This window comes from Streptomyces sp. a15 (assembly GCF_059026085.1).
The window spans coordinates 1-21,679 of record NZ_JBWLKM010000080.1; the positions used below are offsets into that span (position 1 = coordinate 1).

General features: G+C 69.2%; 22 protein-coding genes and 1 pseudogene. 13 read left to right on the plus strand and 10 right to left on the minus strand.

Going from position 1 to position 21,679, the window contains the following annotated elements:
- Positions 1–113: 113 nt before the first annotated feature.
- Entirely contained in the window at positions 114–836 is a 723-nt protein-coding gene (locus AC5P09_RS42185) for a VOC family protein (protein ID WP_493878999.1), read from the minus strand.
- Between the two features lie 535 nt (positions 837–1,371).
- On the opposite strand from AC5P09_RS42185, the gene AC5P09_RS42190 reads away from it, so the two are divergent.
- Together AC5P09_RS42190 and AC5P09_RS42195 are read left to right on the plus strand one after the other, a co-directional pair.
- Positions 1,372–2,142: a helix-turn-helix domain-containing protein gene (locus AC5P09_RS42190; protein WP_493879026.1), complete on the plus strand. Its 771-nt coding sequence runs from the start codon at positions 1,372–1,374 to the stop codon at positions 2,140–2,142.
- 152 nt (positions 2,143–2,294) lie between these two features.
- Complete coding sequence (locus AC5P09_RS42195) at positions 2,295–2,711, plus strand: hypothetical protein (RefSeq protein ID WP_493879000.1); 417 nt, start codon at positions 2,295–2,297, stop codon at positions 2,709–2,711.
- A gap of 207 nt (positions 2,712–2,918) precedes the next feature.
- Here AC5P09_RS42195 and AC5P09_RS42200 read toward each other — a convergent pair whose 3' ends face one another.
- On the minus strand, positions 2,919–3,149 hold the full coding sequence (locus AC5P09_RS42200; RefSeq protein WP_493879001.1) for an alcohol dehydrogenase catalytic domain-containing protein: 231 nt from the start codon (positions 3,147–3,149) through the stop codon (positions 2,919–2,921).
- A 74-nt stretch (positions 3,150–3,223) separates the two neighbouring features.
- Positions 3,224–3,644: pseudogene (locus tag AC5P09_RS42205) on the minus strand (PPOX class F420-dependent oxidoreductase).
- Positions 3,645–3,754: 110 nt separating this feature from the next.
- Here AC5P09_RS42205 and AC5P09_RS42210 point away from each other — a divergent pair.
- Together AC5P09_RS42210 and AC5P09_RS42215 are read left to right on the plus strand one after the other, a co-directional pair.
- The gene (locus AC5P09_RS42210; protein WP_493879002.1) at positions 3,755–4,174 is read left to right on the plus strand and encodes an MGH1-like glycoside hydrolase domain-containing protein; all 420 of its coding nucleotides are present in this window, start codon (positions 3,755–3,757) and stop codon (positions 4,172–4,174) included.
- 8 nt (positions 4,175–4,182) lie between these two features.
- On the plus strand, positions 4,183–4,395 hold the full coding sequence (locus AC5P09_RS42215; protein WP_493879003.1) for a hypothetical protein: 213 nt from the start codon (positions 4,183–4,185) through the stop codon (positions 4,393–4,395).
- Between the two features lie 209 nt (positions 4,396–4,604).
- On the opposite strand, the gene AC5P09_RS42220 is transcribed toward AC5P09_RS42215, so the two are convergent.
- Positions 4,605–7,607, minus strand: coding sequence for a S53 family peptidase (locus AC5P09_RS42220; RefSeq protein ID WP_493879004.1), 3,003 nt, complete (start codon positions 7,605–7,607; stop codon positions 4,605–4,607).
- A gap of 419 nt (positions 7,608–8,026) precedes the next feature.
- Here AC5P09_RS42220 and AC5P09_RS42225 point away from each other — a divergent pair, with 419 nt between their 5' ends.
- Positions 8,027–8,155: a hypothetical protein gene (locus AC5P09_RS42225; protein ID WP_493879005.1), complete on the plus strand. Its 129-nt coding sequence runs from the start codon at positions 8,027–8,029 to the stop codon at positions 8,153–8,155.
- A gap of 464 nt (positions 8,156–8,619) precedes the next feature.
- Here AC5P09_RS42225 and AC5P09_RS42230 read toward each other — a convergent pair whose 3' ends face one another.
- A complete protein-coding gene (locus AC5P09_RS42230; protein ID WP_493879006.1) occupies positions 8,620–9,036 on the minus strand; it encodes a nuclear transport factor 2 family protein in 417 nt (138 codons plus the stop codon).
- Between the two features lie 251 nt (positions 9,037–9,287).
- Here AC5P09_RS42230 and AC5P09_RS42235 point away from each other — a divergent pair, with 251 nt between their 5' ends.
- The 3 genes from AC5P09_RS42235 (at position 9,288) to AC5P09_RS42245 (ending at position 11,171) form a co-directional block, all read left to right on the plus strand.
- Entirely contained in the window at positions 9,288–10,259 is a 972-nt protein-coding gene (locus AC5P09_RS42235; protein WP_493879007.1) for an NAD-dependent protein deacetylase, read from the plus strand.
- Between the two features lie 376 nt (positions 10,260–10,635).
- Entirely contained in the window at positions 10,636–10,779 is a 144-nt protein-coding gene (locus tag AC5P09_RS42240; protein ID WP_493879028.1) for a hypothetical protein, read from the plus strand.
- Positions 10,776–11,171, plus strand: coding sequence for a GNAT family N-acetyltransferase (locus AC5P09_RS42245; RefSeq protein ID WP_493879008.1), 396 nt, complete (start codon positions 10,776–10,778; stop codon positions 11,169–11,171). The genes AC5P09_RS42240 and AC5P09_RS42245 overlap by 4 nt, the downstream gene beginning before the upstream one ends.
- Before the next feature lie 1,504 nt (positions 11,172–12,675).
- Here the strand turns inward: AC5P09_RS42245 and lpdA are convergent.
- Positions 12,676–14,088, minus strand: coding sequence for a dihydrolipoyl dehydrogenase (gene lpdA / locus AC5P09_RS42250; protein WP_493879009.1), 1,413 nt, complete (start codon positions 14,086–14,088; stop codon positions 12,676–12,678).
- A gap of 382 nt (positions 14,089–14,470) precedes the next feature.
- Here lpdA and AC5P09_RS42255 point away from each other — a divergent pair, with 382 nt between their 5' ends.
- Positions 14,471–15,103: a TetR/AcrR family transcriptional regulator gene (locus AC5P09_RS42255; protein WP_493879010.1), complete on the plus strand. Its 633-nt coding sequence runs from the start codon at positions 14,471–14,473 to the stop codon at positions 15,101–15,103.
- 60 nt (positions 15,104–15,163) lie between these two features.
- Here the strand turns inward: AC5P09_RS42255 and AC5P09_RS42260 are convergent, their stop codons facing one another.
- On the minus strand, positions 15,164–16,039 hold the full coding sequence (locus tag AC5P09_RS42260; RefSeq protein ID WP_493879011.1) for an LLM class flavin-dependent oxidoreductase: 876 nt from the start codon (positions 16,037–16,039) through the stop codon (positions 15,164–15,166).
- A gap of 290 nt (positions 16,040–16,329) precedes the next feature.
- Here AC5P09_RS42260 and AC5P09_RS42265 point away from each other — a divergent pair, with 290 nt between their 5' ends.
- Positions 16,330–16,518, plus strand: a complete 189-nt coding sequence (locus tag AC5P09_RS42265; protein ID WP_493879012.1) for a hypothetical protein — start codon at positions 16,330–16,332, stop codon at positions 16,516–16,518.
- A gap of 93 nt (positions 16,519–16,611) precedes the next feature.
- Here the strand turns inward: AC5P09_RS42265 and AC5P09_RS42270 are convergent, their stop codons facing one another.
- Together AC5P09_RS42270 and AC5P09_RS42275 are read right to left on the minus strand one after the other, a co-directional pair.
- Complete coding sequence (locus tag AC5P09_RS42270) at positions 16,612–16,758, minus strand: hypothetical protein (RefSeq protein WP_493879013.1); 147 nt, start codon at positions 16,756–16,758, stop codon at positions 16,612–16,614.
- Between the two features lie 227 nt (positions 16,759–16,985).
- Positions 16,986–17,771 (minus strand): alpha/beta fold hydrolase, encoded by a 786-nt coding sequence (locus AC5P09_RS42275; RefSeq protein WP_493879014.1) that lies wholly within the window; start codon positions 17,769–17,771, stop codon positions 16,986–16,988.
- A gap of 149 nt (positions 17,772–17,920) precedes the next feature.
- Between AC5P09_RS42275 and AC5P09_RS42280 the strand changes: the two genes are divergently transcribed.
- Positions 17,921–18,532, plus strand: a complete 612-nt coding sequence (locus AC5P09_RS42280) for a CGNR zinc finger domain-containing protein (RefSeq protein WP_493879015.1) — start codon at positions 17,921–17,923, stop codon at positions 18,530–18,532.
- Between the two features lie 16 nt (positions 18,533–18,548).
- Here AC5P09_RS42280 and AC5P09_RS42285 read toward each other — a convergent pair whose 3' ends face one another.
- The gene (locus AC5P09_RS42285; protein WP_493879027.1) at positions 18,549–19,022 is read right to left on the minus strand and encodes a winged helix-turn-helix transcriptional regulator; all 474 of its coding nucleotides are present in this window, start codon (positions 19,020–19,022) and stop codon (positions 18,549–18,551) included.
- Between the two features lie 321 nt (positions 19,023–19,343).
- Here AC5P09_RS42285 and AC5P09_RS42290 point away from each other — a divergent pair, with 321 nt between their 5' ends.
- Positions 19,344–19,916 carry a TetR/AcrR family transcriptional regulator gene (locus AC5P09_RS42290; protein ID WP_493879016.1) on the plus strand — a complete coding sequence of 191 codons (573 nt, stop codon included), beginning with the start codon at positions 19,344–19,346 and terminating at the stop codon, positions 19,914–19,916.
- Between the two features lie 54 nt (positions 19,917–19,970).
- Complete coding sequence (locus tag AC5P09_RS42295; protein WP_493879017.1) at positions 19,971–21,650, plus strand: ISAzo13 family transposase; 1,680 nt, start codon at positions 19,971–19,973, stop codon at positions 21,648–21,650.
- Positions 21,651–21,679 lie beyond the last annotated feature (29 nt).

A 21,679-nucleotide genomic window follows, 5' to 3' on the forward strand; every position in this document is an offset into this window, starting at 1 on the left:
GCTGGTACTGCTCTACTACGCACTGCTGGTGATGCGAACTGCTCAGCGGCCTGCGACAGCGCCACTCTTCGACAGCCGGCCCGTCCAACACCACCCGCCCGACAACAGCCCCGCTACCGGGGCCTCCGTACGGAGAACTCGTTGCCGTCGGGGTCGAGCATCAGCATCCGGCCGCCGTCGCGCTCGCCGATGTCGGTGTGCGTCGCGCCGAGCGAGATCAGGCGGTCGACCTCCGCTTCCCGGTCTGCGTCGGCGGGGAGCGCAAGCTCGAAGTACAGCCTGTTCGTACCCGTCTTCGGCGCCACCGGTGGGCCACCCCACGTGATCTTCGTACCGCCGTTCGGCGATTGGATCGCGGTCTCCTGGTCCTGGTCCCAGACCAGCGGCCACCGCAGCGCCTCGCTCCAGAAGTAACCGACCTCCTGCGTACCGTCGCAGGCCAGCGCTCCGATGAAGCCCGCGTCGGCGAGGAAATTGTTGCCCGCCTCGATTACGCAGAACTCGTTGCCGTCCGGATCGGCGAGCACCACGTGTTCCTCTTCCGGGAGTTGGCCCACGTCGATGTGTTTCCCGCCCAGTTCCAGCGCCCGGGCCACCGTCCGCTGCTGATCCTCCGGGGAGGTGCTCGTCAGGTCGAAGTGCGCCCTGTTCTGGCCGATCTTCGGCTCCTCGCTCGGCAGGAAACGGATGCGGAACCCGGCGGTATCAGGGGGCAGGATCGCGACGTCGTCGTCCGGGCCGTCGGCCAACTCCCAGCCCAGGACGCCGGACCAGAACCGCGCTAGGCCCGACGGCCGGGTCGCATTGAAGCAGATCGCGAACAGTTGACTGGTCATACCCCGTGCATCTCCGATCCACTGACGGACGATACGGCGCCTCGCCTCCCCGCGGGCTCAGCCTAGGGGTGGCCGTGCGGTACCCGCATCCGAGTTTCCGTCGCCAGGGCGCCCAGTCCCCCACAAGATGACGATTGTGCGGAAACGGCACCGTCGTCCACGGCACCGGCTGAGCCAGCCCGTCACGCCGGCCCGTCACGCCGGAGGCCCACTTCGGATCGGCGAGGTCCTGCTGCATCAGCAGCATGTTGACGTGGACCAAGGAGGACTTGAGCAGGTGGAGCGCGAGCATGGACACCTCCTGGGACTCCTTGTCCTGCCTGGCCAGATCGCCGTGGCCCACGGCCTGGGACGCCTCACAGGGGACGAGCGTCTCGTCGGCCCGGCCGGCTTCACCGCCCGCAGCGGGCGCGGCCCTCTGGCGGCGTCTCGGCGACACGGCACGTCGTCAGGCCCGCGCTCCATCGGACTACCAATAGAAGAGCCGATCTCAGCCATCGGAACTCCGATGTGAACGATGGATGCGATGGCCGCCATGAAGAACCGGCCTCCCGAGACCTCCGAGACCGCGGCCGGCGTCGGCAGGCAACTCCCGGCGCACGCCGACCTCAACCTGCTGCGCACCTTCCTGGCTGTCTATCGCGCCGGCACCTTCACCGCCGCCGCGCCCGTGCTCGGGCTGTCCCAGCCCACGGTGACCGCACAGATCCGCACCCTGGAGCAGCAGACCGGCCGCGAGTTGTTCACCCGGCTGCCGCGCGGCGTGGAACCCCCCCCCTCGCCCACGAACTCGCCGCCCAGACCGCGGGCCCGCTCGACGCACTCGCCGCCCTCGAAGGCGGCGGCCCCCTGGCCGGGCCCGCCACACCCGTGCACCTCGCCGGCCCGTCGGAACTGCTGTGCGCGCGCGTCCTGCCCGCCCTGGCGCAAGGGCTGCCCGAACCGCTGCTGGAAGAGATGCGGGCGGGCCGCCATGACCTGGTCATCGCAACCCGGCGCCCCCGCGGCCGCGGCCTCGAGTCGGTGCCGCTCGCCGACGAGGAGTACCTGCTGGTCGCCTCCCCGATCTGGGCGCATCACCGCGCACCCACAGGCCGAGGATCTGTGCGCCGCCCTGCGCGAGGTCCCCGCTGGTCACCTACGCCGAGGACCTGCCCCTCGTGCGGCGTTACTGGCGGACCGTCTTCGGCAAGCAGCTCACCAGCCGCGCCGCGGTCACCGTGCCCAATCACCGGGCCGGGACGAAGCCCAGCGCCGGTGTTTCGGGCCGTTGAGGTCACCGTGGGCGGCGAAGTTGACGACGTAGGACGACACGGTGCCGGCGATGCACCGGTCCGCGGCGTTCCAGGGCGCGTGGGACGGGACGTTAGGACTGAGGCGGGTGGGAAGCCATCACTTCCCGGGTCCGGCTGGGCAGGTGGAGGAACCTCGCAGCGTTGTGGTGCGTCAAGCCCTGACATGGAAAGACAGACCAATCCGCCCTGGATGGCAGGCTGCTTGACATTGCTCGCAGGGGCGCTCGCGGGTTACGGCGCCTACCAGCTGTCCCGCGCGGCGCGCCGGACCTGCGCCGTCGTCCTTCGGGAACACCCGAGCCTGTTCGATCTGTGGACCTGGGAAGCACCGTTGACGGTCCTCGCGGCGGGATTCACCGGCTTGGCTGCCTGGGCGCTGCCGGCAGTCATGCTGCGGCATCAAAAACGCCGGTACCGGAACTTGTTGATACCAGCCGCGGTCTTCCTGGCAGCACTGATCGCGCTGACATTGGTGCACTTCGCCTGGCTGGGAACCCCGCTCGGTGTGGGGAACGACACCAATGGCAACTGCCCCCTGGACAATGTCCCACCCTGGTGGCCTGGGTGGCTGCCTACGTGAGGCGGGGCAACGGATCGCATACGGGGTCGGCGGTTACGATCGGACGCCGTTGTGACCACGCGGTTCCGGCGAGCGCGGCGAGTTGGAGGCGTAGCCGCCGGCGCCGCCGGTGACAAGGACAACCGTTTCACCGGCGGTGACGTGAAGCCGCCGCACCACCGCCTGGTAGGCGGCCATTCCGGCGCAGGGCAGCGCGGCCCCGGTGCCCTATTCGAGCGAGGCGGGCACGGCGGCCAAGGTGGTGGCGTCGGCCAGGGTGAACTCGGCGAAGCCACCGGGGCGGCGCAGGCCACCGTGAAGGGCGACGCGCTGCCCCGGACTAATGCCGGTCACCCCGTCACCCACCGCGCCGGCGGTGCCGACCACGTCGAGGCCGCACGCCTCGACCTTCACCCGCACCTGTCCACGGCCCGGCTCGGGCACAGGCAGATCGGTCATGCGCAGGGTGTCGGACCCGCCGGGCCGGTCGAGGACCTGGGCCCGCACGGTCGCGCCGCGGGTCGGATCCGCGGTCAGGTGAATGCCTGGTCGCTGTCGCGGTGGGCGCCCCAGCCGTGCCAGCGCTCGATCTCGATCGAGGCGCTGACCCGGTTCCGGACGCGGTCCGGGTAGGGCTTGCCGGTGTAGTGCGTGGCGATGCGGTCGGCGTCGGCGAGGCCCCCGTCGTCGTACATCTCGACGACCCGGCCGATCAGAGTGACGTGTGTACCGGTCGTCCCCGGCGAGGACAGTGACGGTGATGCGCGGGTCGCGGCGCAGGTGCTTCAGGCGGATGCGGCCCTCGTCCAGGGAGATCAGGGCCCGGCCGTCCTCCCAGACGTACCAGGTGGGGGTGGATACGGGCGCGCCGTCTGAGCGCAGGGTCGCCATGACGCAGGGGTTGGGGCGACGCAGCAGCTCTACGGCCTCCGGCGGCAGCGGCGGCTTGGACATCAGGACTCAGGACTGCCCGACGGCGACCGCTGGCGGACCTTCGCTGTCGGCCCCGCCGACCGGTTCCGCGCCCGGTTCTGGGTCTCCGACCAGGACGTCCCTACCCGGCCATGGCACTCGACGGCGCGGGCCGCCCGGTCGACTCCGTCGCGAGCAACATGGGCCACCTCCTGGCCACGGGCATACTCAACGCCGACGAGAGCGCCTCCGTCGCCGCACGGCTCGCCGCCCCCGACATGTCCGACGCCCACGGGCTGCGCGCGATGTCGTCCCGGTCCGGCGGCTTCGGCCCGCTGCGCTACCACTGCGGCGCCGTCTGGCCGCACGACACCGCCATCGCCGTCACCGGCCTCGCCCGCGCCGGACACCCCGAAGCCGCCGCCCGGCTCGTCGAAGGCATCCTCGCCGCGGCACCGGCCTTCGACTACCGGCTGCCCGAACTGTGGGGCGGCGACGCACGCGGCGACACCCCGCACCGGTCCCCTACCCGGCCGCCTGCCGACCACAAGCCTGGTCGGCCGCATCAGTAATCGCCCTGATGACCGCCCTGACCGGACTGGAGCCCGGCGTACCCGCAGGCCGGCTCCACCTCCGGCCGACCGGCCCACTTCCCGTCGGCGCGCTCACCCTCCAAGGGCTCACCGTCGCGGGAGAACAGCTCGACGTCACCATCGGCGCCGACGGCCGGACCGAATCGGTTTCGGCACCCGCGGGACTGATCGTCGAGGAACATCCGACGTCGCGATCCTGAGGCACGCCCCGGCCGGCCGCTGCCACCACCGGTTCTCCGAAGCCGACGGCGACTTGGCCGCGGCCCTGGCGCCGAACGAATGGCCGAGTCAGCCAGCCCGAGCGGCGGAGATGTCAAACAACTCGGTAGCCACAGACTCCGCCTGTCGCGGTGATGCCCCGCCGACCAGGCGGGTCGGCGGGGCATCACCGTTGTGTCGTCGGTTGGCGTCAGCTGATGTAGCCGGCCACGTCCGCGAGCACCTGGGTTGTGCTGCTGGCGTAGAAGTCGACTTTGCCGTCGGAGCCGACCGGCACGATCACCTGGTTGGCGATCGTCTTGCCCTGCACCCAGTTCAGGTTGGAGGCCGTCGGGCGGGTGCCTCCGTCGGCCCAGGCGGTGAGGTAGCCGCTGCCAGTGGTGCCGGTGACGGTGACGGTCAGCACGACGGCCTTGACGCCGGTGGACGGAATGGCGTCACGGCCCGAGATCTGCAGGGCCAGTGTCTTGCCGGCGCCCAGCGCCGTCGTCGTACGGGTGTCCAGCAGACGCAGCGGGGTGACCGTGTGGAAGGCCGAGCCGCTGGTGGAGAAGTAGCCGGAGACGTCGGCGATCACGTGGCTGGTGCCGTGGACGTAGAGGCTGACGTTGCCGTCGGAGCCGATCGGCACGACGACCAGGTTGGGAATGGTGGTCCCGGTGGCCGACCAGTTGACGTTGGAGGCGGTCGGGCGGGTGGCGCCCTCGGGGTAGGCCTCCAGGTAGCCGGAGCCGACGGTCTGGGTGGCCGTCAGGTTGAGGACCACGGAGGAGGCGCCGGTCGGCACGCCACCGTGGCCGCGGACCTTGAGGCTGACCACTGCGTTGGTGATCTTGGTGGTGGTGGAGATGCCGACCTTGGAGCGGGTGTCCAGCAGGCGGGCCGGCTTGAGGGCCGTGTACTTGGACCCGGTGGTGTCGCTGGTGTAGTAGCCCTGGACATCGGCGATCAGGTGAGTGGTGCTGCTGGTGTAGAGGTCCACCACGCCGTCACCGGCCACCATGACGGTCGACGAGGCGGCGATGGTCTGGCCGGCGCCGGTCCAGTTCAGGTTGCTGGTCGACGGTTTGGCGGTGCCGTCGGCCCAGGCGATCAACGAACCCGCGCCGGTGGTGCCGGTGACCGTCAGGTTGAGCACGACACCGGTCACGCCACTGCTGGGGATTCCCCCAGCGCCTTCGATCTTGACCGGGGCGGTGCCGCCCGCGACCAGGGGTTTGGTGGACGGGACGGAGCTGAGGCCCCAACCGGTGCCGTTGCGGGTGTCCAGCAGGCGCTTGGGGCTGCTGAGCGGGTGGAAGGTGGAGGCACCCGTGGCCGCGGTGCCCTTGGCCGCGCACAGCGAAGTGATCAGGCCGGCCTCCTTGGGCGAGCCCAGGCCGGTGACCTCGTCGTAGCCGGCCGCCGCCGTGTAGCCGGTGGCGTGTACGGAGTTGCTGCCGCTGGTGACGTCCCAGAAGTTCGTCGGGTAGCTGCTCCGCGCGGCCTTGTAGAGGGCGTTGTTGAGGAAGCCGACCCGGCCGTTCGTCTGGCAGGCCGCGCTGGCGTTGGCCTGGACGATGGCAGCGGCCCACGTCGGGGCCGCGCCGCTGGTGCCGCCGATGATGCCGGGGACGGGCGTGGAGGAGGCGCTGTTGTCCTGGTAGTAGATCGGGTAGCCGGTGTACGGGTCCGCAAGGGCGGAGACATCCGGAACGGCACGCTTGGCGGTGGTGGCTACGCCGCCCTGGTAGACGACGGGAGCCCAGCGCGAGGAGATGCCGCCGCCGCTGCCGCCGGTGTCGTTGTTCCACGCCTTCTGGGTCGCGGTGCTGCCCGAGCCGGTCATCGTGGTGCCGCCGACGCCGGTGACGTAGGGCTGGCTCGCGGGGTCGTCGACGGCCTTGGCGGTGGAGCCGGTCGAGAGGTAGCAGTCGCTGGAGCCGTCGTCGCCCGAGGCGGCGACCACGCTCTGGCCCTGCGCCGCGGCCTCCGCGAAGATGGCGTTCTCGGCGCTCGCGGTCGCGCTGCTCTCGGCTGCCTCGCACACGCCCCAGCTGGAGGAGATGACCTGAGCCTGGTCGTCGGTGACCATCCGCTGGTAGACGTCGAGCACGTTCTGGTCGGTCGCGGACTCGGCGTCCGGGCCCTGGTAGTCGATGATGCTCGCGCCCGGCACCAGACCGATCAGGTCCTCGATGTCGAGCGCCGACTCCACGCCGACCGATCCGTCGGTGGCCGGCGCCCCGGCCCCTGCCGCCGTATCGACGTACACGGTGGAGACGGAGGTGCTGGTGCCCACGCAGGACTGGTACGCGGCGATGCTGGCGGCGTCGACGTTCTCCAGCTCGAACACGGCCACGGTCTGCCCCGCGCCGACAGTGGCGGAGCTGCTCATACCGTAGGTGCCGGCCAGCTTGCCGGGGCTGTAGTAGTCGGTGCCGTCGGTGAGGCCCGAGCCGGTGAAGTCGGTGCAGAGTCCCGGGCTGTACGCGTGCGGGGCCACGGCGCGCGAGCCGCGGTCGGCGGCAGAGCTGGTCTTGCCCGCCTGACGCACGGATGAGTGGTGGCTGGTGATGCTGTTGATGTCACTCAGGCCGACGATCCCGGTCACCGACGCCGCGATGTTCGCGGGCAGCGCGGGGGCCGCGGTGTTCATGTAGTCGGTGGTGCCGTCTTTGAGCCGGACGTTCCGGAAGCCGGTGTCGAAGGCGTCGGACGCCTTTGCGACGGTGGTGGTGACCGGGATGGAAAGGCCGTCCGCGCTGGCCTTGCCGGGAGTGAGGCCGGCTGCCTTCAGTGCCTGGGACACCTGGGCGATGGTGGCCGGCGTCGGGCCGAAGACCGAGGCGAAATGCCCCTTGGCCAGGTAGTGGTGGTACAGGGAGTTGCCCGGGGTCGATACCGCGGTGACGAAGTCGGCCAACGCCTTCGGGTCACGCGGGGCGAGGTTCACGCCGATGTGCAGCGTGGTTCCCGAAGGAGTCGCGCCGGCCGCGGTCGCGCCCGCCGGAACGTGGGGGGCCGTGCCTATTCGCTTGGGCGGGTGCGATCCCGCCCCACCCCCATCGGTGACCGCGCCATGGGCGGCGGTGGCGGCGACAAGGAGAGCGACAGCGGCGGCGGTTGCCGCCATGATCCCCCGAGCCCGTCTGCCGGTCTTGTCCGCCGTGTGTCTGGGACGTCCCAGCGCAGCGTGGACCCTCTTGGTCATGCGGAATCTCCCTTGAGAAACTGACACACCGTCATACGCGTGGATAGGCAGGGACGGTGGCCGAAGCCTCACCCTGGCGGCCGACCAGCCTGCGCCAGCATGTGCGCACGCAGGCGCAACCCCCCTCAACCAGATGTGTGTGTACTTTTCTTATCAGGAGCGGACAGATGTTGACCTCAGTCCCACCGGAACCATGGGGGGATCTTTGCGACATGCAGAGACAAGGTTGTCAACCGGGCCGGATGTGTGCCCACGCAACCGGACGCCAACTCGATGGCCAAGTGGGGATTTTGCCTCTGTTGACTGGCTCCTTCTCGCTTCTGGCCGTCTTGGCAGGCAAGATCGGCTGAGCCCAAAGGACGCAGAGCAGAGGACTGACGCATGGGTGGGGGAGACGGTGGCCGGCGCGGGTCTACGCCGTGGCCGTCGCGGCGCTGCTGGCCGGGACAGGGATCCTGTACGCGTCGGGCGTAGATCGCGTCGACGATATGGGCAAGGTGATCGGCGTGGTCGCCGCGCTGCTCGGCCTGCCGCCGCTGCTCGTATAACCGCCTTTCGGTTCCAGCAGGGTGCACCCGGCGAGGCGTCACTGGCAGACGCCGCTGACGCTCTGGCGGTGGCGGTACGGCGCCAGTCGGAGGCGGAGGCAGAGGTGCGGCGGCTGAACTACCCGTACCCGCTACCGTCTCCTGGTCCGCAGCCGACCCCCAAGTGACGGTGGCCGGCCTTGTCCCGGCCGGTGGGGGCGGGTGGTGCCCCACTACGGCATGCGGCCAGAACCCGTCCTACGCCCGGTTGGGGCGTACCTCCGTAAGAGATCGACTCCCATGAACCATGGGCTGGCGATGCATCGGCCGTACTGGTCACGGAAGGACGGTCACAGCCCCCGAGTTGGCCGCGAGGCTGTGGAGGCGGCGCAGCGGGAGCAGGCCGCGGCTGCAGCATGTTCGCTCTCCCGATCTGGGCGGCGCGAGCAGGAGCGCCGCCGCCCTGATACCGCTCGGCCTGTGGCTCAGCTTGGGGCCACAGGTGTGATGTGGCTCAACACGCAGAGCCAGCGACCGTCTCGTTTCACGAACACGTCGGTCGTCCACTCGTCCGCGTCGTAACGCGTGCCTTGGTAGTGGGCTGTGTTCGTCACGCGTCCGGTGAGAACCGCCGTACCGTTGTAGACGCGAACCCTTGGTTGCGTCACGAGTTCCATCGCCGAGTGGGTCAGCTCCCCGGACTCGACGAGGGAGAGGAACTGCTCCTTCGAGGCGACGCCCGACTCGGAAACGATCACCCACTCGTCAGCCATGAAGCCGGCGATACGCACGGGATCATTGGCGACGATCGAAGCAGCCCAGTCCGTCACCAGGCCGATCAATCGAGCGTCTGCCGCATCTTCGCCTGGCGCCTGCGGGTCCGAATACAGTCCTTCGTCCACGTCCCGACCGTAACCGCGACAAGCCGACTCGGCGAGGGCAACACTCGCCGGTCTGTGCCCTGTGCCACACCGGCAGGCCCATCTTGCAGTTCGGGCAGTGAGGGCGATCGCGATGGCGTCGCCACCCTGCGGCCACCTGTGATGCTCAGCGTGGCTGGCCAGGGGGTTGCGACCGCGGTTCCGTGCTGACTACGGCTATGCATCGTCGCGCTATACCCGGGTGGCGGCAACCGGTTCCGTACCCTGGCAGCATGCGCATGCGCCCCACTGTGAGCTGGACCCCTGCCGACGACCTGCCGCCGGGCACCACGGATCTGGAGCCGGTCGCCGGTGTGCTGAGCACTGGTGGGGTGCTGGTGCTCAGCGGGGCGGGCATCTCCACGGAGTCGGGCATCCCCGACTACCGGGGCGAGGGCGGCAGCCTGAGCCGGCACACTCCGATGACCTACCAGGACTTCACCGCCAGCGCCCGGGCCCGGCGCCGGTACTGGGCGCGCAGCCACCTCGGCTGGCGCACCTTCGGTCGAGCCCGCCCCAACGCCGGGCACCGGGCCGTGGCCGCGTTCGGGCGGCACGGCCTGCTCTCGGGTGTGATCACCCAGAACGTCGACGGCCTGCACCAGGCCGCCGGCGCCGAGGGCGTCGTGGAACTCCACGGAAGCCTGGAGCAGGTCGTCTGCCTTTCCTGCGGCGCCTTCAGCCCGCGCCGCGAACTCGCCCGGCGGCTGGAGGAGGCCAATGCGAGCTTCAAGCCGGTGGCCGCCGGAATCAACCCGGACGGTGACGCCGACCTCACCGACGAACAGGTCGGGGACTTCCGCGTGCTGCCCTGCACTGTCTGCGGCGGCATCCTCAAACCGGACGTGGTGTTCTTCGGCGAATCCGTTCCGCCGCAGCGCGTCGAACACTGCCGCACACTGGTCCGTGAGGCGGCCTCGCTGCTGGTCCTGGGCTCCTCGCTGACGGTGATGTCCGGGCTACGGTTCGTCCGCCAGGCAGCCGAGGCCGGGAAGCCCGTACTGATCGTCAACCGGGACCCCACCCGAGGCGACCGGCACGCCGTCACCCGGGTCGCACTCCCGTTGGGCACCGCCCTCACCACCGTAGCCAGCCGACTGGGCATCCCCGTCGACGACGAGGCGACGGCCGGGCGAGAGAGTGACGGGGGTGTCCCGGGCGGTGATGCAGTGCCGATCGGTGAGAGGAGTGAGAGAAGCGGGTGATACGTGAGCATGCCGTACCGGCCGTTACGGCGGCGACGCATGTCAGCTGCGCGATCACGCTGAGCAGGAATAGCGGCGGCGGTGGCACCCGCGGCGTTGTGTTCCCGGGACTGACAACGGCTGGGCGGCGCAGGCCTGCACAACACAGCGAGCCCCACCCCGCGAAACGCGGGACGGGGCTCGTGTCCGAGCGCCGGGCAGGCCTTGCACCTGCATCTCCCCGCAGGAAGCGGGACGTCTTTCCTTGGACCACCAACGCACCACCGGGCGCCATGAGTTGTGGCGACCAGCTCAAGATCAATCATAGCGGACCTTGCCGCTTGCCAAGTCCGAGGCTCGCGTTTGTCCGCAGCCTGCCGACGGGCCGCCGACAGGCATGACGGTCGCCGCCACCGGCGCGATGACCGGCGCACTGGAATGGCTCAGCCGCAACCAGATGAACGAGCTCAAGAGGCCGACCGACTCCTCGTTCCCTAATCCGGTCACCAGACCCGGCACGGACATTACGATGGAAGAGTGACGATCAAGTACGAGTGGCGGGGTGACTTCGACAATGCCGCCCTCAACGCGCTCCACGCTGACGCCTTCGGCCACCCGATCGCTCAGACGGACTGGCGAGAACGACTTGAGCGCCACAGTCTTGGCTGGGTCTGCGCCTGGGAAGACGGCTCTCTGATCGGCTTCGTCAACGTCGTCTGGGATGGAGGAGTCCATGCCTTCATCCTGGACACGATGGTCGCACAGCATCGCCGGGCAAGAGGTGTTGGCGCCGCGCTGGTCGCAACCGCAGCCCACGAAGCCCGTGCCGCGCAGTGCGAGTGGCTCCACGTCGACTTCGAGGAGCACCTGCGGTCGTTCTATTTCGATGTCTGCGGCTTCAAGGAGACGGCAGCCGGTCTGATTGCTCTATGACGCCGTGGGCAAGCAAACGGACTCCTGCGGAGCGAGGTCAGGGGCTGCGATTCGCCGCCGGGGCGGATCGCAGGGCTCTCACCCGCAGCACGTCCGGGGCGAACGCGGCTGGCAGCGGCAGCTGCGGCACGCCGTGGCGCAGCTCCCCGTCGTAGTCGCCCTTGATACCGCGGTGCCGGTGGCGATGTCGGCATGGCCCGGCCGTCGATCGCTCGGCGTCTGCGGGTCGGCCGGCCGAGCACCCACGAGCCCTACGGCGTGATGCCGACCGGGAGGACCTCGAAGCGCGCCGGGTCGAGGTTCGCGAGCAGGCTCCCCGCCCGACGCAGGACACGGAGTGCTTCGTGCTCTGCCGCCGAACACCACTGCCGCGCGGATTCCCTCTTGGCTGGCCATGGCGCCGGACCCTCCTACTGCATGTCGACCGCCCCTGCGCGGCTGCCAGGAACCGCCGAAGCGCCGGGTTGTAACGGCTCGTCAGGACGCGCTGGGAGTCGTTCACGGCGGCGCGGCGGCGTGCTGGTCGCGGCAGCCGGGTGCTCTGCGACCTCACCCAGGACGCCTCGGGGGTCCGAGCCGACAACATCCGGTCCCTGGATGCCGATTCGGGTTCTCTGCCGATTGAGCGACCGGATGGTGAGGTGGCCGCACGCCTGCGGGCCGGGCGGGCCTCGTCCCGCGCGATGGTGCGTGAGGCTCCCCGACTCAAAGGGCCTGGGCTGTCTCGCAGCGTCGGACCCTCGTGGAGTGTCCGGCTGAGCGTGGCCGACACGGCAAACGGGTGATGTGGCGACCGCCTCGCTGTAGTGGGTCGTTGAAGAGGTATGGAAGCCTTTGGTAACTGCCCCGACCCGGACCCCGACGCCCGGCCTGCCGTCCATGAAGTAGACAGCTGCGTGTGGTGCGGACAGCTGCGCGAGGCGGACGCCCGGGCCCGGCCGGTGCCGGCTGCGCAGGGGAAACGTTCGCCCGCGCCCTGGCTGGTGCCGCCGGGACTGCCCCCGCGTCCTGCGCAGGCCGACGGATGACGGCGGTGCGGACGGTGATGGTCACGCTGGCTGCGGTCACGATCGTCGCTGCGACCGTGTCCGTCGTCCTGACGGGATGATCCCCCCATGCGGCTCCAGAACGACGACAACAGGGCGCTCTCGTCGTCACCGTCGCCCAGTTCGTCACGGCCTTCTGACGATCGATGCTTCGGCGGATGAGACCACGACCTCCCGTATGCGGCGGCGATCGCGCGTCCACGCGTTCGACTGGCCGCTGAACATCGTGTTGTCGTTGGCGGAGGTCTCCGGCACGTCCTGCACGACAGACATCCCAGTGCTGGACGATCTTCCTGAAAGGCTGCACAGCAACGGGAGTTGAGCTTCCCTGACTCCTCGAGAACCACCCCTGCCTCGGATCTCCCCCATCAAGGGATCAGGGCCCCTTGGCAGCTCGAGGTCGCGAAACCGATCCGAGCACCAACGGGCCCTGTCGCCGCGGCGTCGAGCGCGCCCCGCTACATGTTGATCATGTGGCCTGCGAGGCCGTGGACGGCTTCCTTGACCGCCTCGCCCAGGGTGGGGTGGGCATGGACGTTGCGGGCGACCTCGTGGACCGTGAGGTCCCACTGCTGGGCGAGGGTCAGCTCCGGGAGGAGTTCGGTGACGTCGGGGCCGATGAGGTGGCCGCCGAGGAGCTCGCCGTACTTGCCGTCGCTGATCAGCTTCACGAAGCCGGTCGCGTCGCCCAGGCCGTGGGCCTTGGCGTTCGCGGTGAACGGGAACTTGGCCACCTGGACGTCGAAGCCCTTCTCCCTCGCCTGCGCCTCGGTGTAGCCGAAGCTGGCGATCTGCGGCTGGCAGAAAGTGGCCCGCGGGATCATCACGTAGTCCAGCTCCATGGTCTCGGCGTCCGCGATCGTCTCGGCGGCGACCACGCCCATCGCCTCGGCGGCGTGCGCGAGCATCAGCTTCGCGGTGACGTCCCCGATGGCGTAGATGTGCGGGACCGAGGTTCGGCAGCGTCCGTCCACGTCGATCGCGCCGCGCTCGGTGACGCGCACGCCGGTCTTCTCCAGGCCGTAACCGGTGACGTTCGGCGCGAAGCCGATCGCCTGCAGGACCTTGTCGGCCTCCAGGACCTGCTGGGCGCCGTCCTTGCCGGTGACCGTGACTCGGACTTGAGGACCGGACTCGTCGATCGACTCGACGCGGGTGGAGGTGAGCACGTCGATGCCCAACCTCCGGTACTGCTTGGCCAGTTCGGCGGAGACCTCGGCGTCCTCCAGCGGGGCGATCCGGTCCAGGAACTCGACGACGGTGACCTTCACGCCGTAGTTGTGCAGCAGGTAGGCGAACTCGACGCCGATGGCCCCGGCGCCGGCGATCACGATCGACTGCGGCAGGTCCTCGGCGAGGATCTGCTCCTCGAACGTCACCACGCGCGACGTACGGCGGGTGCCGGGCAGCAGCTTGGGGCTCGCCCCGGCGGCGATGATGCAGTGATCGAAACCGATGGTGCGGGTGTTGCCGTCGTAGTCGGCCACCTGGAGCGTGTGCGGGTCGAGGAACGTGCCGCGACCGCTGATTTCCGTGATCTTGTTCTTCTTCATCAGGTAGTGGACGCCCTTGACCCGGCCGTCCGCGACCTTACGGCTGCGGCGGAAGGCCTCCCCGTAGTCGAAGGAGACCTCACCCTCGACCTTGATGCCGAAGGTCTTCGCCTCGCGCGTGAAGATGTGCGCGAGCTCGGCGTTGCGCAGCAGGGCCTTGGTGGGGATACAGCCCACGTTCAGGCAGACGCCGCCCCAGTACTTCTCCTCGACGACCGCGACGCGCTTGCCCAGTTGGGCGGCCCGGATGGCGGCTACGTATCCGCCGGGGCCCGCGCCGAGTACGACGACGTCGAAGCGCTCACCCTGCTCGTCCATGGACGGCTCCCTTTCCACTGGGGCGGCCGGCTCCCGCGAGGGGCCGACTCGCTCCCGATCGAACAACCTGTTCATCAACTCGACAGCGGACTACCGTCCGCAGCGGTTCCCCGGACATCCGCTTCAGCGCCCCGGCGCCGTGATCTATGCCCGCTCAGCCATCATCGACGGCGGGCCGACGCCCGTCGACTTCGGAGGTCGGCTTCGCACCTCGTGCGAGCAGTTCCCGGAGCACACGCTGCCCGGTGTATCCCGCGCACCCAGCAACACGATCCTGCGCCTTTCCACGGCTCCGTCCGCCTTTCGGAGGGCCTTCTCACGACGCCATTGACTGACCATGAGTCATTTACTGACCTCAGGTCACTGAATATACGATGGTCGCATGCGAGCGCCAAACCGACGACAGATGTATGCGGAGCAGACCCGGGCAGACCTGGTGGCGGCCGCACGGAAGCTGTTCGTGGACAACGGGTTCGCGGACACGTCAGTCGAGGCCGTCACCGGGGCGGCTCTGGTGAGCAAGGGCACCTTGTACCACCACTTCCCGGACAAGAAGGCGATGTTCGCCGAGCTCTACACGGAGCTGATTCAGCAGGTCGGCGTCCTGACAGACGCGACGTCCGAGGCGATCCGTGCGACACCGGACCAACCCGCCATGGCCGCGGTGGCCGACCTCACGCACGCCTTCCTACGACGAACCATCGACGACCCCCTGCACCGAGAGCTGATGGCCCAGGCACCCGCGGTCCTGGCAGGGCAGTACCGCCACATCAACGACACCGTCGCCCAGCCTCCGATCGAACGGCTGCTGACCGTTCTGGCCGAACGCGGTGAACTGCAACCGGACGTTCCCGTCGCCACTGTCGCCCGGCTGCTGCTGGCCGGCCTGTGCGAGGGCAACCAGATCATCGCCGCCGCGGCGGACCGGGAGTCCGCCCTCACCAGGACGTTCCGCGCGATCACCCTGCTGATGTCCGGCCTGGCGGCTGACGGCATCAGCGCCCGGTCGACCTGAACCGGCGTCTCGTGGAAGGCGCCGACGCTCAGCAGCCCTCCTCAGTCAGCCGGCCTGGGACTACCGTGCCGCTTCGTCCTCGATGTCGCGGACCAGCTCGATGGCCCGGCCCAGGGTGGCGAGGCGGGCGTCGAGGCTCTCGCCGGCGGGGTAGAAGCGAACGGTGTCGACGCCGGCGTCCCGCCACACGCGCAGCCGCTCGCGCATCATGTCCTCGGTTCCGATCAGCGTGGTCGCCAGCACCATCTCGTCGGTGACCAGGTCTGTCGCGCCGTCCCGGTCCACGGCCTGCCGGCGGGTCCGGACCTCGGCCGCCACCTCGGCCCATCCCGGCCGGCTGTAGGCGTTGTTGTAGAAGTTCGTGGTCGCGGAGCCCATGCCGCCGAGGCTGAAGGCCAGTTCCTTCTTGCGTCCGGCCACCATCGCGCGCAGCGCGTCCTCGTCGTCCGCGAACGCGACCTCGGCGCCCTGGCAGATGTCGAGGTCGGAGCGAGTCCGACCGACGGTGGCCAGACCCTGGTCCAGGTGGTCGAAGTACGCCTCCTTGGCGCCTTCGGGGACGAAGCTGGTGCCCAGCCGGCCGTCGGCGATCTCACCGGTCAGGTGCAGCATCTTCGGCGAGAGGGTCGCCAGGTAGACGGGGATGTCGTACTCGGCGCGCATGGACAGGCGCATGGGCTTGCCGTCCCCGTCCGTCAGCGGGATCTGGAATTCCCGCCCGAGGTGGGCGACTTTCTCCCCCGAGGCGGCCTGTCGCACGATCTCGACGGTCTCGCGCATCCGTGACAGTGGCCGGTCGAACGGCACGCCGTGCAGCCCTTCCATCACCTGCGGTCCGGAGGGGCCCAGCCCGAGGAGGAAGCGCCCCTGGGAGATCTGCGACAGCGTGATCGCGGCGCGGGCGGTGGCCATCGGGGTGCGGGCTGGCGGCGACACGCGTCGAACATGCCGACGTCGCCGTCGAGGCCGCCAAGCGGACGGCGCGCGACCTTCTCGACGCAGCCTGCCCCCGACAGCTCCCGGAACCGGCCGTTCGCGGCTTGTTCCGCTACTGCACAGACAGACCTTTCTGTGCAGTAGACAGACCTTTCGGTTCATCACCAGAGAACCACTCCACCGAAGGGACTCGATCCACATGTCCGAGCAGACCCTGCCCACCACCGCCCTCGCATGGCACCTGGACACCCGCCCGGAGGGCTGGCCGGAGGCGTCCGACTTCTCACTGCGTGAGGTGGACCTCCCCGCCCGGCCCGGAGCAGCTCCTGATCGCCAACGAGTACCTCTCGGTCGACCCCTGCATGCGTGGTCGGATGAGTGCCAAGAAGTCATACATCGAGCCGTACGAGGTGGGCGCGCCGCTGGGCGGCGCCACCGTCGGCCGCGGCCTCCAACGCCGAGGGTTTCGCTCCCGGTGACTACGTGGTATGCGTCCTCGGCTGGCGCGACCACTCGGTCGTCGACGCGGCGGGCGCTCAGAAGGTGGACCCGAATCTCGCGCCGCTCACCGCCTACTCCCGCAGCTGGGGCTCGCCGTTGGGCAGTGGCTTGTCGAAGGTCGTACGGCCATCGGCCAGCAGGGCCGTGCAGTGGTGGGTGGACTTGCCCACGTCCAAGGCGCAGAACACATCGATCGACGTGAAGTCGTTGCTGGTCACCGGGCTTTCCCTCCCCGGAGTCAGAACCGGTGGCCTGCCCGGGCACCGGAGATCGGCAGCCACCTTACGCAGCCCTGCCTGTCGGCGGACGCGCTTCCATCAGCGATCGTCCGGTGCCGCCGGGACCGGCGACAGCACCCCCCGGATCATCAAGGACAGGGGCAACGAGTCATACCGGCCCCGAAGGCCACGAGCCCGAACCGGGCTCTACGACGAAGGTAATGGGCTCACCGGCTCGCCTCGCCGGCCAGGAAAGGCCGCAGATGCGCCAACAGCGCCTCCGGCTGCTCCTCCGGGATGAAGTGGCCGCACTCCGGGATCTCCGCACTGGTTACGTCGTCCGCGTAGCCACGCCAGATCTCCGGTGTCGGCAGGCGGGCAGGCAGCCCCGCGGAACCCCACAGCGCCAGCAGCGGCATGGTGAGGCGACGGCCTTCGGCGGCGTCGATGTCGTCGAGCGCGGTGTCCTGCTCCATGGCCCGGTAGTCGTCGAGACTCGCACGCAGGGCGCCCGGGCGGGAGAACGCACGGACGTAGCCGTCGACCGCGTCGGCTGCGAGCCCGTGGCGGTTGTAGGTCCACCGCTCGAAGAAGTACTCGAGATACCCCCGGATGTCGCGCCCCACCAAGCGCTCGGGCAGATCGGGCTGCATGTGGAACAGCCAGTGCCAGTACCCGGAGGCGAGCGAGGCGTCCAGACGGCGGAACATCTCCCGGGTGGGAACGATGTCGAGCACGGCCAGCCGCTCCACCTGGTCCGGGCGGTCGAGCGCCCAGCGGTGCCCCACGCGCGCGCCGCGGTCGTGGCCCACGACCATGGCCCGCTGGAAGCCGAGCGCCTCGACGAGACCTGCCATGTCGGCGGCCATACGCCGTTTGTCGTAACCACTGGTGGGCTTGTCGCTCAGGCCGTATCCGCGCAGGTCCGGCGCCACAACCGTGGTCGGCGGCGAGATCCGCCAGTACCGGCCGCCAGCAGTCGGAGGTTTGCGGCCAGCCGTGAAGCAGGACAAGCAGAGGTCCGGACCCGGCTCGGACGTAGTGCAGGCGGACCCCGTCCACCTGCGTCACTCCGGTCGTCACTGTCGGCTGTCCCATGGATGCGCCTTCCTGACACGAGCTAACTGTCTTAGACGGTTAGGCTAGCGGGCAGAATGGAGGCGTGGCAGTGGCAACGGACAACATGTGGATCTGGGATGGCGGACGGGTCTGCCTGGACTTCGCCAACACCCTTCGCAGCCGGTGGAGAACCACTCCGGAGGAGACACTCCGGGGACCGGACGACCTGATGGGCTGGCTCCGGGAGGCCCGTCTGCTCGCACCGGGGACCTCCGATCCCGCCACGGCAGCCGTTCTCACGTCTGCCCGACTGCTGCGCGAGAGCGTCGACCGGGCCGTACTGGCGGTCGCCGACGGCCGACTGCCCGCATCCGGCGACGTGACACTGCTCAACCGATCGGCAGCGGCGGCCCCCAGACCCGCCCTGCAACTCGTCATTACCGACGACCGCCTGGAGCCCGCCGGCACCACGACCCTCGCCGACGACCCCACACTCGCACTGGCGCGCATCGCCCAGGACGCCGTCGACTTGCTTCTGTCCGCCGAGATCCGACGCGTACGCGTCTGCGGAGCGGACCGCTGCGCACTGCGCTTCCTGGACCGCTCCCCGGCCCGCAACCGCCGCTGGTGCTCCATGTCCCGCTGCGGCAACCGCACCAAGGTCCGCCTCCATCAGGCGCGTACACGACAGAGCGGCCGGAATACGGAAAGCTGACGGAGGAGTCCTGAGCTCACCCGGCGGGCCTCATACGAAATGCCGGGCCGGGGACGCTCTCGATGTCTTCCGCCTGCACGGCGTGGCCCCGCTCACAGCGAATCTGGACGTCGACGTGCGCGCCGCACTCGCGGTGTCGCGCCAGTACCGCCGGCCCCTCCGGGTCGGCGCGGTAACGGTCACCCCACTCCAGCAGCCCCATCACGGCCGGCACCAGATCCACGCCCTTAGCGGTGATCACATACTTCGGCCGACTCCGCGAACCGGGCTCCTTGTACGTCTCGGTCGCCAGGATCCCTTCCTCCACCAGCATCCGAAGCCGCGTCGCCAGAAGGTTACGAGGACAGCCCAAGACACGTTCGAAGTCTCCGAACCGGGACGAGCCGTACCACACCTCACGCAGGATCAGGATCGTCCACTTCTCGCCCACGATCTCAAGAGTCCGCGCGATCGAGCAGTTGGACGTGTCCCGGTCGAGTCGGGGGTCCATGCCGGTGTCAAGAACTTCGGCCCACGCATCCATGGGAGCGATTCTAACCGAGTTTGAGTTTACTTATAGATACTCAGCCGTCGGCGCTGCAACCGGCCACTCAACCGGCTGCGCACGAGAAGGACCAAGACCCCCACAGGGCCTTTCATTGCACCGATCCACCGGACCGGCCCGAGTACAGACGTCACGCCCCACCCGGGGTGCCCACCCTCGAAGCGCGAGCCATCCACATTGCCTCACGGGCGTAATATTACATATGTCAGGCCATAGACTAGGCTCGGGCTGCAGGCAACGGCCTTACATCGCGACGGGAGGAAGCCTGTGGCGCGCTACGCCAAGGAACACAAACAGGTGACGCGGCAACGGATCATCGAGAAGGCCGGCCACCGATTCAAGCAGGACGGCATCGACGGCTCGGGCATCTCGACACTGATGGCGGACGCCGGGCTCACCAACGGAGCGTTCTACGCCCACTTCACCTCCAAGGACGACCTCGTCGCCAACGTTGTCGCCGATCAACTTCGCACGCAGGCGGAGGGATACGACACACTGCCGGCGGGCCGACAGGGACTCGAGGACTTCATTCGCGGCTATCTGTCGCCCGAGCACCGCGACCAGCCCAGCACCGGATGCCCCTCCGCCGCACTGCTCGACGAGATCGGCCGCTGCGCGGACGCCACCAAGCAGGCCTACACCGAGGGCGCGACGGCCATCGTGGAAGAGATCGCCGCCCGTCTGGCGCCTGCGGATCCACAGTCCGCTCGCGGCAAGGCCATCGGGCTCTTCACCATGCTGGTGGGGACGCTGCAACTGTCCCGCGCGCTCGCCGACCGCAAGTTCGCCGACGAGGTCCTCGAGCAGGGAATCGCGAACGCCCAGACGTTCATGCGCTAAGGGCTTGCCGGGAAACAAGTCGTGGCTTCCGGCTTTGGGGATCGTTGTTCTGGTATGGGGAGACCGGAGGGGATCGAGACCGCCCTGGCTGCGAAGTTCCAGGCGTTGTTACCGCATCTGGACGAGCGTCAGCGCCGACTGGCCATAGGGGCGGAGGCGCGGTCGCTGGGGCATGGCGGGATCAGGGTTGTTGCAGCTGCGGCCGGGGTCCGGGAGGGCACGGTCTCGCGCGGAGCCGCTGAACTGGAGTCCGGCCAGGGCCCGTTGGGGCGGGTCCGTCGTCCTGGCGGAGGCCGGAAGAAGGCGACCGAGCTGGATGCGGAGCTGCGGCCGGCGCTGCTGGAGTTGGTCGAGCCCGACGAGCGGGGAGATCCGATGTCGCCGCTGCGGTGGACAACGAAGTCGACCCGGAAGCTGGCGGCGGAGCTGACCCGGCAGGGCCACCGGGTCTCCGCCGACACGGTCGCCGGCCTGCTGCGGGAGGAAGGCTTCAGTCTGCAGGCCAACGCCAAGACCATCGAAGGCGCTCAGCACCCGGACCGGGACGCCCAGTTCCTCTACCTCAACGAGCAGGCACGGGATCACAGGGACGCTGGTGACCCGGTGATCAGCGTGGACAGCAAGAAGAAGGAGCTGGTCGGCGACTTCAAGAACGCCGGGCACGAGTGGCGGCCCGCCAGGGCCCCCGTGAAGGTCAACATGCACGACTTTCCCGGCCAGGCCGAGAAGGCGATCCCATACGGCATCTATGACATGGCCGCGAACAGCGGCTGGGTCACCATCGGCACCGATCACGACACGGCGGCGTTCGCCGTCGCCTCGATCCGCCGCTGGTGGCAGGCCCGTGGGCGGCACGACTACCCCCGCGCCCGCCGGCTGCTGATCACGGCCGACGGCGGGGGATCCAACGGCTACCGCACCCGCGGCTGGAAGACCCATCTGGCCGACCTCGCCGCCGAAACCGGCCTGGACATCACCGTGTGTCACCTGCCGCCCGGCACATCGAAGTGGAACAAGATCGAGCACCGGCTGTTCTCCCACATCACCATGAACTGGCGTGGCAGGCCCCTGACCAGCCATGAAGTCATGCTCCGGACCATCGCCGCGACGACCAGCCGCACCGGTCTGACGGTGCACGCCGAACTCGACAGCGGCGAGTACCCCACCGGTGTCCGCGTCAGCGACGGGGCCATAGCCGCCCTGCCGATCACACGCCACCGCTTCCACGGAGACTGGAACTACACCTTTCACCCCGCAGATCACCAACCGCGCCCATATCTTCCCCGGCAACGCGTGCGGTCAGCCGACAGCTCTCGCCACCTCATGGTCCACGACCTGCAGGACCCCGAGCTGACCGGCATGTCCCGCAACCAACTCAGCGACCTGACCCACACCTTGATCCCCGCGCTGGAAGAACGCCGCGAACAGGTCCGCAACGCAGCCCGCGGCGGACCACGCCGCGTCGCCCGCGGCACGGGCCGCAAACCGACGCTCTCTCCCGCCGAACAGATCCTGGTCACCATCCTCTACCTGCGGAAACACGCTCTTCAGGAGCTCCTCGGCCAGCTCTTCAACACCACCGCCGTGACCATCAGCCGTGCAGTGAAAGACGTCCGCCCGCTCCTGGAAGCCCACGGCGTCTGCATCCCCGCCTCAACAGCCCGTTTCCGCACGCCGGCCGACATCGTCAGATTCATCGAACCAGACGAAACCAAGATCAAACCGACGCGTTGATTCCCGGCAAGCCCTAAGGGGAACGACCG

Coding starts and splice junctions, on each gene's coding strand:
- AC5P09_RS42235 (WP_493879007.1), top strand. CDS start 9,288: ATGCGCATGCGCCCCACTGTGAGCTGGACCCCTGCCGACGACCTGCCG.
- AC5P09_RS42200 (WP_493879001.1), bottom strand. CDS start 3,149: ATGACCGATCTGCCTGTGCCCGAGCCGGGCCGTGGACAGGTGCGGGTG.
- AC5P09_RS42285 (WP_493879027.1), bottom strand. CDS start 19,022: ATGGACCCCCGACTCGACCGGGACACGTCCAACTGCTCGATCGCGCGG.
- AC5P09_RS42295 (WP_493879017.1), top strand. CDS start 19,971: ATGGGGAGACCGGAGGGGATCGAGACCGCCCTGGCTGCGAAGTTCCAG.
- AC5P09_RS42255 (WP_493879010.1), top strand. CDS start 14,471: ATGCGAGCGCCAAACCGACGACAGATGTATGCGGAGCAGACCCGGGCA.
- AC5P09_RS42190 (WP_493879026.1), top strand. CDS start 1,372: ATGAAGAACCGGCCTCCCGAGACCTCCGAGACCGCGGCCGGCGTCGGC.
- AC5P09_RS42220 (WP_493879004.1), bottom strand. CDS start 7,607: ATGACCAAGAGGGTCCACGCTGCGCTGGGACGTCCCAGACACACGGCG.
- lpdA (WP_493879009.1), bottom strand. CDS start 14,088: ATGGACGAGCAGGGTGAGCGCTTCGACGTCGTCGTACTCGGCGCGGGC.
- AC5P09_RS42210 (WP_493879002.1), top strand. CDS start 3,755: ATGGCACTCGACGGCGCGGGCCGCCCGGTCGACTCCGTCGCGAGCAAC.
- AC5P09_RS42240 (WP_493879028.1), top strand. CDS start 10,636: ATGACGGTCGCCGCCACCGGCGCGATGACCGGCGCACTGGAATGGCTC.
- AC5P09_RS42185 (WP_493878999.1), bottom strand. CDS start 836: ATGACCAGTCAACTGTTCGCGATCTGCTTCAATGCGACCCGGCCGTCG.
- AC5P09_RS42215 (WP_493879003.1), top strand. CDS start 4,183: ATGACCGCCCTGACCGGACTGGAGCCCGGCGTACCCGCAGGCCGGCTC.
- AC5P09_RS42195 (WP_493879000.1), top strand. CDS start 2,295: ATGGAAAGACAGACCAATCCGCCCTGGATGGCAGGCTGCTTGACATTG.